The sequence below is a fragment of the Enterovibrio coralii genome, from assembly GCF_001559595.1.
Lineage (GTDB): Bacteria > Pseudomonadota > Gammaproteobacteria > Enterobacterales > Vibrionaceae > Enterovibrio > Enterovibrio coralii.
Map to the genome: position 1 here is coordinate 564,109 of NZ_LNTY01000034.1, position 11,883 is coordinate 575,991.

General features: G+C 45.3%; 16 protein-coding genes. 6 read left to right on the forward strand and 10 right to left on the reverse strand.

All coding sequences use genetic code 11. From position 1 onward, the window contains the following. Positions 1 to 207: 207 nt before the first annotated feature. Together ATN88_RS13795 and tpx are read right to left on the reverse strand one after the other, a co-directional pair. Entirely contained in the window at positions 208 to 816 is a 609-nt protein-coding gene (locus ATN88_RS13795) for a peroxiredoxin (RefSeq protein ID WP_067416875.1), read from the reverse strand. Beyond that, positions 817 to 1,320 (reverse strand): thiol peroxidase, encoded by a 504-nt coding sequence (tpx, locus tag ATN88_RS13800; protein WP_067416879.1) that lies wholly within the window; start codon positions 1,318 to 1,320, stop codon positions 817 to 819. It lies immediately after the preceding gene. A 781-nt stretch (positions 1,321 to 2,101) separates the two neighbouring features. Here tpx and ATN88_RS13805 point away from each other — a divergent pair. After that, entirely contained in the window at positions 2,102 to 2,374 is a 273-nt protein-coding gene (locus ATN88_RS13805) for a cytosolic protein (protein ID WP_157490723.1), read from the forward strand. Positions 2,375 to 2,560: 186 nt separating this feature from the next. Here the strand turns inward: ATN88_RS13805 and ATN88_RS13810 are convergent, their stop codons facing one another. The 6 genes from ATN88_RS13810 to ATN88_RS13830 form a co-directional block, all read right to left on the reverse strand. Next, entirely contained in the window at positions 2,561 to 3,388 is an 828-nt protein-coding gene (locus tag ATN88_RS13810) for an AraC family transcriptional regulator (RefSeq protein ID WP_067416884.1), read from the reverse strand. Positions 3,389 to 3,552: 164 nt separating this feature from the next. Then, on the reverse strand, positions 3,553 to 3,867 hold the full coding sequence (locus ATN88_RS13815; protein ID WP_067417578.1) for a PTS fructose-like transporter subunit IIB: 315 nt from the start codon (positions 3,865 to 3,867) through the stop codon (positions 3,553 to 3,555). A gap of 40 nt (positions 3,868 to 3,907) precedes the next feature. Further along, on the reverse strand, positions 3,908 to 4,336 hold the full coding sequence (locus ATN88_RS27415; RefSeq protein WP_232313208.1) for a hypothetical protein: 429 nt from the start codon (positions 4,334 to 4,336) through the stop codon (positions 3,908 to 3,910). Continuing rightward, positions 4,336 to 4,959 (reverse strand): fructose-specific PTS transporter subunit EIIC, encoded by a 624-nt coding sequence (locus ATN88_RS27420; protein ID WP_232313210.1) that lies wholly within the window; start codon positions 4,957 to 4,959, stop codon positions 4,336 to 4,338. The genes ATN88_RS27415 and ATN88_RS27420 overlap by 1 nt, the downstream gene beginning before the upstream one ends. Positions 4,960 to 5,231: 272 nt before the next feature. Beyond that, a complete protein-coding gene (locus ATN88_RS13825; protein ID WP_067416888.1) occupies positions 5,232 to 5,663 on the reverse strand; it encodes a MarR family winged helix-turn-helix transcriptional regulator in 432 nt (143 codons plus the stop codon). 12 nt (positions 5,664 to 5,675) lie between these two features. Continuing rightward, positions 5,676 to 6,299 (reverse strand): cytochrome b/b6 domain-containing protein, encoded by a 624-nt coding sequence (locus ATN88_RS13830; RefSeq protein ID WP_067416891.1) that lies wholly within the window; start codon positions 6,297 to 6,299, stop codon positions 5,676 to 5,678. Positions 6,300 to 6,524: 225 nt separating this feature from the next. On the opposite strand from ATN88_RS13830, the gene ATN88_RS13835 reads away from it, so the two are divergent. The 3 genes from ATN88_RS13835 (at position 6,525) to ATN88_RS13845 (ending at position 8,261) form a co-directional block, all read left to right on the forward strand. Next, positions 6,525 to 6,980, forward strand: coding sequence for a c-type cytochrome (locus tag ATN88_RS13835; RefSeq protein WP_083539488.1), 456 nt, complete (start codon positions 6,525 to 6,527; stop codon positions 6,978 to 6,980). Positions 6,981 to 6,996: 16 nt separating this feature from the next. Further along, positions 6,997 to 7,464, forward strand: coding sequence for a hypothetical protein (locus ATN88_RS13840; RefSeq protein WP_067416895.1), 468 nt, complete (start codon positions 6,997 to 6,999; stop codon positions 7,462 to 7,464). 113 nt (positions 7,465 to 7,577) lie between these two features. Next, positions 7,578 to 8,261, forward strand: a complete 684-nt coding sequence (locus ATN88_RS13845; RefSeq protein WP_067416898.1) for a hypothetical protein — start codon at positions 7,578 to 7,580, stop codon at positions 8,259 to 8,261. Between the two features lie 29 nt (positions 8,262 to 8,290). On the opposite strand, the gene ATN88_RS13850 is transcribed toward ATN88_RS13845, so the two are convergent. Beyond that, entirely contained in the window at positions 8,291 to 9,187 is an 897-nt protein-coding gene (locus ATN88_RS13850) for a LysR family transcriptional regulator (RefSeq protein WP_067416901.1), read from the reverse strand. Between the two features lie 86 nt (positions 9,188 to 9,273). Here ATN88_RS13850 and ATN88_RS13855 point away from each other — a divergent pair, with 86 nt between their 5' ends. Next, complete coding sequence (locus tag ATN88_RS13855) at positions 9,274 to 9,744, forward strand: luciferase domain-containing protein (protein ID WP_067416903.1); 471 nt, start codon at positions 9,274 to 9,276, stop codon at positions 9,742 to 9,744. 217 nt (positions 9,745 to 9,961) lie between these two features. Then, positions 9,962 to 10,924 (forward strand): alpha/beta hydrolase, encoded by a 963-nt coding sequence (locus ATN88_RS13860; protein ID WP_067416907.1) that lies wholly within the window; start codon positions 9,962 to 9,964, stop codon positions 10,922 to 10,924. 63 nt (positions 10,925 to 10,987) lie between these two features. Here the strand turns inward: ATN88_RS13860 and ATN88_RS13865 are convergent, their stop codons facing one another. After that, a complete protein-coding gene (locus ATN88_RS13865; RefSeq protein ID WP_067416910.1) occupies positions 10,988 to 11,800 on the reverse strand; it encodes an enoyl-CoA hydratase/isomerase family protein in 813 nt (270 codons plus the stop codon). Between the last annotated feature and the right edge of the window lie 83 nt (positions 11,801 to 11,883).

The window sequence follows — 11,883 nt, forward strand, 5'->3', positions numbered from 1 at the left end:
TGTAATTCACACCATTTGCCGCTCCCCTACGAGCGGCTTTTTTGTGGGTGAGAGAGTATGGGAATATATAATTTGGATAGAAATCATTTTCGGACAATCAAACACTAGTAATTCATGAGTAATGTTAGGTATGGAAAATGAAAAAACCACTCTCATGGGAGAGTGGTTTTTTGCAATCACAATGTAAATTTCTACTGTGATAGCAATTTATAAGTATGCCTTCGCTGCTCGTACGGCCTCTTTAAGGTCTGGAATTGTAGTCAACTCCGGGACTCTTTGTGTGTAAACCACTTTGTTGGATTTATCAACAACAATAATACTTCGAGTTAACAAACCTAATTGCTCAATCTGAGAGCCTGTTTTCAAGCCAAACTGATGTTTTGATGAATCAGAAAGATATGTAATACCTTGTAGAGCATGATCTTTAATAAAACGCTGCTGAGCAAATGGTGTGTCAGCACTAATTGCGAAAAACTCAATACCATTCAATTCATCTTGGTTTTCTGAAAAATACTTGTTTAGGTCAATAGCTTGTTGAACACAAACTGGTGTGTCTACAGAGGTCAATACGCTATAAACCTTTACAGATTTATTATCCGAGCTAGTATCAAAAGGTTTTAATTCAGATGTTACCAATTGAATGGATGGAATATAATCACCAATCTTAATACCTTTTCCAGACAAGCTGAACTTATTTGCTTTTTCTAAAGTTACTATTTGGTTTTTGCCAAATTCAGCATTCAAATCTGTGGTTGGAAATTGTGCGAAAGCATTTGTTGAAATAATTAAGGATGCCAATAATAATTTACTTTTCATCTATTTCACCAATGCTTTTATTGCAGATTCATAATTTGGTTCATTTGTAATCTCTGATACTAACTCGCTGTGAGTTACTACACCATCTTTATTTACACAGACTATAGCTCGAGTCGTTAAACCTCTTAGAGCACCTTCTGGAATTGCTACTCCATATGCCTCTGCGAAATCTTCACTTCGGAAAGTTGATGCGTGTTGAACATTAGTGATACCTTCAATTTCACAGAAGCGCCCAACAGCAAAAGGTAAATCGGCTGAAACACATAAAACAGTTGTGTTTTCAAGCTTTGAAGCTTCTTCATTAAATCTCTTAACGCTAGCAGCACAGACTGGGGTGTCAATGCTAGGGAAGATATTAATTACTACGTTCTGACCTTTTAGTGATGAGAGTGTAAGATCGGATAAGTCCGAAGCTGTAAGAGAGAAGTTTTTAGCTTGCTCTCCTTCCATTGGAATCGAACCTAGAACTTTTACAGGGTTTCCTTGGAAAGTTACTTGTTTCATGTTTACCTCTCTATTTTAATCAGCTAGTTGGTTGTTAGAATAAGACAATGCTTTATTTTCAATGCTGTAATAATCAAAATTTATGTATGTGCTACGATGACAGTTACAAGTTTAATAAGCTTGGTGTCAGCCTTGCAAAGTTAATCTACCTAAATGTTTACTAATGACATTAATTAACAAGGAGGAATGTTTCTTTGGTTAAGGTTATGTTAACGTGATTCCGAAAATATCAACAACATGAATTGTGCAAATTATATTGAAATTAACGCAAATGAATCTCCTGTATGTATAAAATGCAAGATGGCAATGTCTAATGAATTTTACAGTATTGGTGAATCGAAGACAGCCAACACTATATTTTGATATTGATTTGTTTAAGTGCTTCTTCATGAGCATGCTAAAACAATGCGAGTGCGCGGCGCTCCAGTTAAAGACAAAAACTGAAAAAGTAGATTGCTCTGACGGTTACAGTACGTAAGTGTTTTGGGGTGCTCACTAAGCAAAGTATGCTGCGCCCTGCCCTGAAACGCTTTTAGTGCAGATCTTTGCCTCTTTCCACTTATCAAGCTTCAATGTAACTTTGAAAGTTTGTGATGCTTGCAAAAAAATTTACAGGGTAAAAATCAGTAGTCGACAATGATAAATGAGCAAAGCGTGTTTCGAGTGGTCTAGTGAATTCCCGGAATTCGGCTTGGAAACGCTGACTCTAGCAACTAAACCTCTACTATGTTCTACCCCTGATAGTGATAAAATCCCCACATCAGATTTAACGAGAAACGCTATGTTTATCGAAGAAGCTGGTGCGATCCCCTTTTGCTTCTCTCGCGCGAGCGAATTGTCCCTGATTGATCAAGCCAAGCGCACTTATGGATATTTGCCTGCACTCAGCAGCGTAATCACCGATACTGGCACTTTTCAAAGTCGGGATAATGAAGAAGATTTGAACGCACTGCTTGCTTGTCTCGTTGAGGGGCGTGGTCGGGTTTTTATCTATTACGGCGGCTTTGTGGCGTTTGTGGATGACGAGCAAACGTTCATTACCCGAATGAACTGAAAATTATTCAGTAAGTGAAATCTGGGAATTGGCATTCCTAGCAGTGAATGGGATCCAAACGATCTAGAAACGAACGCTCTGGTTTGGACAGATGTAAACAACACCGCTCACGACGACTATTGAAAATTTTCTTGAGTGATACAGTTTGGTTTGAATAGCCCTTTTGGGGAAGGGGCTGTCAGCAGATTATGCCGCACCCAACCGATATCCACTCGGTGTCTTACCGGTTTTCTGTTTAAACACACGGCAGAAGTAATTCGTGTCTCTGAAGCCACAGCGGTGCGCGATTTCATCGACTTTGAAGTTGTACTTCTTGAGCATAAATTTGGCGCGATCGAGTCTCACGTAAGTCACGTAGTCTGCAAACTTCACTGACCCTTCTTGATTGAAAAGGCGTGATACGTGCGCTTGCGAGACACCAAAGCGGTTTGCGATAGATACACGCGTAATATCTTTGTGGAAGTTCTCTTGCACGTATATACACATGCTGCGGTAGAGTTTTTCTGAGCGGCTGGTTTTTTCTAACTGCGGGTGCTGAAGAAGCTCGCGACAGTAGAGGATAAGGGAGTTTGCGAGGTGTTCGCCCATGGCGGCGAAGCGTTGCTCTGTCGCTAAGCTGTTCATGGCATCGATAACGTGTTCCAAAGCCATGGAAGAGGGTAGAGGCATCGCGTGCTTAAACACATCGACATAGCCTTCACCGACCACATAATTGACAAAGCTGAAGCCCACTTGGTTCTTCCCAAACAAGATTGAAAGCATCTTGCAGGAGTTTTCCCAAGTGGGTTTGCTCCAAGCATTTGACGGGATGTAGACCATGTCATTCTGGTTGAGTGACAGTCTTTCATCACCTTGGTTTGCGTCCACGACCAGATCATATTTCCCCTCAAGAATGATTTCCAAGCGGTTAAAGTTCACCTGATACGCACCTTCTGGCGGCGTGTTTTCGCTGCTGCAGATGCGCACAAGAGAACCTTGGAATGCATTCAATGAGTCGGAAATATGCTGGTACATGGTGTTGCCCTGACGTTGTTTTTATTATTTGTAAAAGCGAGAAAATGAGTAATAAAGGTGTTCACTTTTTCAATCTGTCTCTTTCGACAGGCTAGTGGGATGTTCGTCACTGGAATAAAAGAATGCGGGGTGGATTATTGTTGCCACCCCGCATGACTATTTTCTTAAGCTTGCGCTAACATCGCTTCTAATTTGCTCACGATTTCAGGCGCTTGTTTTGCTGCTTGTGTTACCGTTACACGAACGATTTTCTTGCCTGCAAAACGCTCTTCTTTCTTGATAGCGATATCTTTAGTCAGTACCACTACGTCTGCTGATTCGATGTCTGCCGCAGTCAGTTCATTTTCGATACCAATTGCGCCTTGAGTTTCAATCTTCGCTTCCCAACCTTTAGCACGAGCCGCGGTTTCCAGCGCTTCAGCTGCCATGTATGTGTGTGCTACACCAGATGGGCAAGACGTTACACCAATCAATTTCATAATCATTTACCTATGTATTTCTTAGTTGTGTCTTTATTCGTTAATCGAAGGACAGTTCCAGTTCTTCGGTTTGTGTTTGCTTTTCTTCTTCGCGCTCAGCCACTGGCTTCTTGAGTGCGTTGACAATCAGTGCGGTGGTTGCAGCACCAGCGATAACGGCGATGACATACATCATGCGGCCTTCAACCACCGGCAGAACAATCAGGCCACCCCAAGGTGCGTGGTTCAGAACACCTGCTAGGAACGCAACAACGTTACCTACGATACCGCCTGCTACGATTGCAGGGATTACACGTGCTGGGTCATTCGCTGCGAATGGGATTGCACCTTCAGTGATACCGATACAGCCCATGATTGCTGCTGCTTTACCTGCTTCTTTCTCTTCTGGAGAGTATTTCTTAGGAGCCAGGAACGTTGCCAGAGCCATACCCAGTGGTGGAACACAGATTGCTACACCCACACCGCCCATCAGCCAAGCTGAGTGCCAACTTGAGTTTGTGCGAACAGAGTTGCTACTTTGTTGATTGGACCACCCATATCGAATGCAGTCATACCACCTAGGATTGCACCCAGAACCGCTTTAGACGCGCCCGCCATTGATTGCAGACCTTCGTTCATGAACAGCATGAAAGAAGCGATAGGTTGACCGATTACCCAAACAACCAGTGCAGATACGATGAAAGTACCGCCGATTGGAATGATGAAGTAGGTTGAAAGCGCTTTAAGCTTGTTAGAAAGAGGGATGCGCTTCAGTTGCAGTACCACATAACCTGCGATGAAACCGACGACGATTGCGCCAAGGAAACCCGCTTGAACTTGGTTAGCAAGGTAAGCACCAATCATACCTGGCGCCAGTGCTGGACGGTCAGCGATTGAGTAAGCAATGTAGCCACCCAGAACAGGAACGAACAGGGTGAAACCCGCGATACCCATGTCCCAAATACCTTCAAGGAATACACCTTCTGGTACCGCACCTTTACCGCCAAGCATGACCGACAGTGCCAGAAGAACACCACCTGCAACAACGAATGGCAACATGTGGCTGGTGCCGGTGAGGAGGTGTCGTTTGAGTTCCGCTATGTTCGTTTTCATAAGAGACCTTTTGTTTAACGTTTTGGAATTTATAAGGTTTTTTGACCTCGTTGTTTATGAGCAGATTATGCGCCGGGTGCGATGCCAAAGATATTGGACAAATAAGCCTTTACTGGAGAAATGTTGCATGTTCCATTGAACGAGAAGGCAATCACACAACGGGGTCTATTTGTGAATTGGGTTGGGTTTTCATGGGCTACATGCGGGGAATTACGTGATGTTAGATACAAAAAAGCACCCTTAGGTGCCTTTTTTACAGTTAATGCCCAATTTCAGTATTCGACGGTGTGAACCACTTTTTGAAGTAAATCCACCAACTGCGCTTTTTCTTTTTCGTTTAAAGAAGATAAAAGGGCTGCATTTATGTCGATAGGCAGGTGCGATACCAGTGCCTCGAGATCTTTCCCTTTTTTAGTCAGGAAAATGCGGTAGTTTCGACGACTGTCCGGGTCAGCGCGTCGCTCAACCAATTCGAGCTTTTCAAGTTTGTCGAGAGTACGCGTGGTTGTAGAACTTTCGACTTTTGCTTTTTTCGCAATCTCACGCTGCGTAACGCCTTCTTCTTCCCAAAGACACATCATGGTTGGCCAGAGTGCGATGGTAAGGCCATGCTTTTTTAACTCGGTATCGAGCTGTTTTTCCGCTTGGCCAGCAACCACGTTTATTAGCCAGCCAAAGCTTGATTGGCGATCAAATTCGCTCACAAGAAATCTCTTTTATGCTTGTAAATTCAGCAGGAAGCCCATTGCTCCGCCTACCATGCCCAACAGTATAACAGCACGAATATTTGATCTGAAAATGATACTGACGTTATCCATAACCGAAGCATGTTTTCCGGTAAGCATGGCTTTTACCAAGGATTTCCCTTTCATCTTATATACAGCGATTGCACCGACATGAAGGACAACGCTCGCTACCAGTAGGTAAGCCAGCCACACATGCAGCGTAACCAGTAAATCAAAATCGTAGAGAATGCTGTTGTCACTGATCAACGGGTCGAAAAATCCGGCCAACGACATACCGATAAAACACTGAGTGACTAACAGGCTTAATAGCAGCACTACCATCCAACCGCCAGCAGGGTTATGGCCTACGCCGTCATGAGGTTGGTTCCCTTTCAAGTAGCGAATGACGGTTTTCGGTGAGCGGATAAATTTCTTGAATCGGCTGGTGTCACTTCCTGCGACACCCCAAGCAATGCGCCACGCAACGAGAACGGCCAATCCAATTCCCAATAATTCATGTGGCCCGTTGCCGCTAAAACCACTTGCCGCGAGCAAAGTAAATAGCAGTGCCTGTAGCCAGTGATAGAGGCGTGTTGGGAGGTCCCAAATTTTCATTGTTTAGTCTCTGTCAAAATGCGTTGACGATAATTTACATAACAATTGTTGCATACGCAATGGTTGTTATGTAAATTGTGCTTCGAAAGGTGGTTGGAGACGTAATGAGGAAGCCACTTACGTGCGGGCTATTTGAGCGATATAGAAACACGAATGCGCAACCGAGGCCACTATTCACCATTACAAAGATGAAACGAAATGTTTCCATAAGAGAGAGTTAAGTCAATGAACAGCCTGATAAAAACCACATCTTTTGTGTCACTGAGTGTCGCAGCCCTTCTATCAGTCAGTGCTGCAACGGCATCGGATTTCTCGTCACAGGTTGATGCTCGGCAGAGCAGCTTTTTGTCGATGGCAGACAACCTTCGACAAATGAAAAAGCTGGAGGATGGGAGCGATAGCGATTGGGAGCAAATCAAAACCTTGGCGTTAGAAAACGCCAAAATCATGTCCGAATTACCTGTGATGTTTCCAGAAGGCAGTGCACAAGGAAGTAAAAGTAAAGACGCGGTATGGAGTAAGTGGGACAAATTTGAATCTGGTTTGGTTTCTCTCGGTGGAGAGTTTGATGTCATGGCCTTAGCTGCAGACGAGCAAAATGCGAAAGCACTAAAGTCAGCGATGAAAACAGCTGACCGAAGCTGCAAAAGCTGTCATCGCGCCTTTCGCGCTAAGTGGTAATGAGGAGTAACGAATCATGAAACGAAACATTTTGGTCAATGTGCACCGTGGTGTGGGCGCATTAGCGTTTGTCACCATCGCGTGTTTTTTCAGTTCAACATTGATTGCGGAACTATGGGGAACACCCGCACAGATCACCGCGGTGAAAACGGCGATCTTGTACATCATCCCTATGCTGATGCTGTCAATGATGGCGACGGGCGCGACGGGTAACAAACTCTATCCCAATAAAGGGAAGGGAGTGATGGCAGCAAAGCAACTGCGAATGAAAGTCGCTGCCATGAATGGCTTGTTGGTGATGTTGCCGTCGGCGATTTACCTGTATGTCAAAGCATCATCAGGGGTATTTGATGGTTACTTTTGGACTGTCCAAGGTATTGAGCTTGTTGGCGGCGCACTGAACTTGACCATGATTGGTCTAAACATTCGCGCTGGCTTGTCATTAAAGCGCAAAAAGAAACCGGCAGGGGCGCAGCCTGCATAACCGCATGGCGTACATATAACTCTGTGCTTACAAGCGGTAGGCACCCACAGGGAGTGGAAAATAAAAAAGAACGACGGCGAGAGCCAAGGTTAAAACGAATAAGCGAGTCCACTATGAACAAAAAATTCTTTTCTATGCTTGCGGCCCTGTCACTGTTAGCTGTCTCTGGTTTGGCAAACGCCACCGCTTACGGTGTCAGTGTAGGTTGGAATACTCAAGAACCACAGCCAATCATGGATATGATGAAAACGCAAAAAGCTGAGTTTGCCGAATATGTCCGCGAAGGGTTTATCCGCGACATGTATATTGAAAACAGCACTGTAGGTGGCGTGGAACTGCCAATCATCAAATTTGTGATGGATGGAAATAGCGAGCAAGACGTGCGTGACAAACTCGGTGCTTTGCCATTCCAAAAGAGAGGGCTAGTGGTGATCACTGACATTCGTCCATTGGGCGAAAAATGGCTGAATACAGAGCAAACACAACGTAACTTTTCACTAGAACTGACGTGGAAAGGCGGCTTCGACCCACTGGAAATGGACATGATCTTGTCAAAAGATCTACAAAAAGTGATTGAGCTGAACAACAAAGGTGAAGTGACCTCGGCATACCTCGACGTTCAAGAGTTCGACAACGGATTGAAAAAGCCGATTTACCACATCGCGTTACGTGCACCAAACGCAGAATCCGCACGAGAAATGGCGAAGCAATTTGAAGCCGTCAGCAAAGGCTATGCAGACGTCAACCTGATGTACTTAGGTAACCAAGTGAGCTTGAGCGACATCGCTGCGGGCTAACCATAAATAAACGCACCATAGTTCTTTGCTTATGGTGCGTTTTTCTGTGTCAGAACCGCTATGTGTTCATGGATGTGGGTTGATACAAACTCAAAAAAAGCATGCACTCGCGCGCTTCGACGCAGATTGGGGTGCGCTAGAAGCCAAAGCTGCCCATCATAGCGAGTGTCGGGTGCTGTTATCCTCACTAGCTCGTCGTTTTGTTCACCTAAATAACAGGGTAGGGCAGCGATACCTAGTCCTGCTCTCACGAGTTCAAAAACACCCATCATTGAGTTTGCGACCGTAATTTGTGCATTTTGCGGCATGGCGTTTTTGGTGATTTTACTCATTGGAGATTGGTACAAATCGTCGGTTAGACAAATCCAACGTTCCTTCGCGTCATTCTCTTTGAGGGAGGAGTAATACGCGCGGTGAGCATAAACTGCATAGGAGATGGGCAGCAAAGCGCGACCGACAAAATGCTCGGGCGGGTTGCTGGTGGGGCGAAGTGCAATATCTGCGTCGTGCTGCATTAAATCGAATGACCGTACTTCCGACACTAACCTCAACTCAACGTCAGGGTGTTGCGTCTGAAACTGCCGCATTAATGGCGTTAACCAATAGAGAACAGAGTCTGTTGTCGTGACCGTGAGAACGCCTTCAAGCCTTAAGTCTTCGCCGCACAGTTGGCTCTCAATCTCGTTTAAATCGTTTCTGAGCGTTTTTGCTTTCTCATAAAAATACTCGCCAGCAGAGGTCATGACATAACCTCGACTCAACCTTTGAAATAAACGCACAGCGAGTTTTTCCTCGACCGCTTCAATGCGGCGAAAGACAGTGGAATGGTTAACTTGCAAGGTGCGAGCGGCACCTGAAAGACTACCGGTGTCGCAGACTGCGAGGACAAAAGGAATATCACTCCAATCTATCTTCTGTGCTTTCATGCAAGCTCCTTTTGCATTTTTTGCCAATTCCTTTTCAAAGATTGCTCATATTACTCTGTTGGGCAAGCAGCATAAGGAGAGCGAACATGAATAACAGCCTGAACCTACCTATCCGACGTGGTGAGAAGCCTCAAACAACCAGCCGTTTACCTCATTCCCAATTGACGCAACATGGGCCTGACGAAGTGATTGATAAACTGCATGCTTGGGCGTTCTCACTGCCCAATATTAACAATGAGCACAGCGGCATTTCCGTGCCCGGTGCGAGAGCGATGGTGTTACACGCGTCGTGCAAGTGTAATCACGAGGCCTTTATGGTTGGCAGAGAGTTCGCACACATTCATCCGCACCCAGATAACGGCAGTCTGCATGTGAAGTTACCTGCTTCAGAAGCAGCAGAAGTTGTTAGAAAAGGGTGGGGAGAAGACCATTACCTTGTCACGCAGGGGCATTACCCCAAAGGGTTGATTATGGTTTTTTCACCGCGTGATGACGACGAGTTGGATGTGGTGAAAACGATTGTTGAGCGGTCGTATCAATTTGCGTTGGACGCATAGCGCATTTGTCTAATTGGTGGAGAATATTCGGCGGCAAGTTGGCTTTCGCAAAATATGTGAGCATGAATGGATTTGAAAAGTACTTGCCGTCGTTGTGCACTACAAGGCTAGATTGTCGCCGCAACATTCTGAAATTCTGTATGAAATCACATGAGCATTGCGTGGTGACTGGATACTATCTAATGGTTGATTTCTATCCGTAAACGGAGATCTGCCAGTGCGCCAGCTAACCCTATTTTCAGTTGTGTTGAGCTTCTTGTTTGCAACGATGAGTTATGCAAACGAATCGAGGTTGCAGTACTTCAAAATCGATGCGCCATCGCTTGCTGGAAACAAGCTCAATACACCCACCGAACAGTTTCTCTACGTTTATCTTCCGCCCAGTTACTTTACCTCTGATAAAGCATACCCGGTTGTTTACTACCTTCATGGGTTCGGTGGCGGCGCAATGGAAGCCCGCGCGATTTCAGGGTCAACATTGGATAAGTTTTCTGCCAAACACCAGTTTCAAGAGATGATCATTGTCGGCGTGAATGGTTCTAATCAGTTCGGCGGAGGCTTTTTTGTAAACTCTCCGGTTTCGGGGAACTGGGAAGACTTTGTTACGTCGGATGTGCTGAGCTATGTTGACAGCAACTTCCGCACTATGCCTTCTGCTGAGAATCGTGGGATTGTCGGGTTCTCGATGGGCGGTTTTGGCGCAGTCAATATTGCATTACGTCACCCTGATAAGTTCCAGCACCTCTTCGCATTGAGTCCGGGACTGTTCGACCAGAATGGTTTAATCGCTGCAGTTAATCAGTGGCAGCAGCAAAACTGGACGGCAGTATTAAACGCCTATGCTGCTGCGTTCTCGCCAAACGCAGACGGTTCAGAAGGGAACTGGTGGTATGCGTGGAACCCGAATGATCCTGTCATTGTTGAACAGTGGGAAGCAGGGTACGGACAAGTTGAAGAGAAGGTGGATGCTTACCTTCAGAAAACGCAGCGACTGGCTAATATCCATGTTGAATATGGCAGTGACGATGAATTCCCTTGGATCCCCGAAGGGAGTCAATATCTTGTAGCAACGCTTAAAGGCAAAGGGGTAGACGTCTCGGAACATGACCACGGTGGTGGACATGTTATCTCTTTTCGTCAGGCGGAAAGTATCATTCGATACTTTGCAGAGGCTTTCTGATCAATTTACCGTTTCTCGAACCAACAAAAACAGCACCACGAGGTGCTGTTTTTGTAGATACAGTTATTTCGACAGTTCAGCTGCGGTATCGACAAAGATACCTTGAATGTCTTTCGCTTCGCGCTCTGTTTGACCGCCGTGCTTCAAAAATGCAGCGATAATGTTCGCCGTTTTTTGTTCTTTGGCGCGCTCCAAGAAGTAACGCAATTCTAGCTCTGCACCTGTCTCTTCATTGACGATGGAGGTTTGGATGATGTCTTTGTACATCACGATATCGCGCACTTCGAGTGAAGAAATCACAGATATAACCGTTTCCAAAAACGCGTCCATCTCTGATTGTGGTACGAACTGAGTAATGATGTTGCGAGCTTCCGCTTCCTGAGCGGTAAAGTCGTTACCAAGCAGCAGTGCTTGAAGTGCTTTGTTTTTGCCCATTCTTCGAGCAAATTGGACTGCTCCTTGACCGCCTGTTGGAATGTTCACGTGAATTTCAGGTTGAGCAAACGCCGCGTTTTCTGTGCCATACGCTAGGTCACATGCCATCACAAACTCATTACCACCGCCACGGGCCACGCCATCCACCGCAGCGATAGAGACTTGTTTCATCGCTTTGATGTTCGCAATCATGTGATTGAATTCGATAGAGGCAGATTGACCACCTTGCGTGCCATTAATTACGTTCAAGTCCAAATGTGCGAGGAAAAACGATTCGTGCGCTGATTTGAATACCACCACTTTCGTGTCGCGATCATCTTCTAGCGACAACACAAATGCGTTGATTTCATTAATAAGATCGATGGTTAGCACGTTAACTGGCGCGTTGTTGATAGTGACGGTTGCAATGCCGTTGTTCTTTTCGATGTTGAGCTTTGTCATAGCCGTTTCCTCTGAATGTTAGGGAGAAGCGCGTTTGCGTTTCATGTGGCTACTTTAAAACTGTGATAGGGTTAGAAAAATAA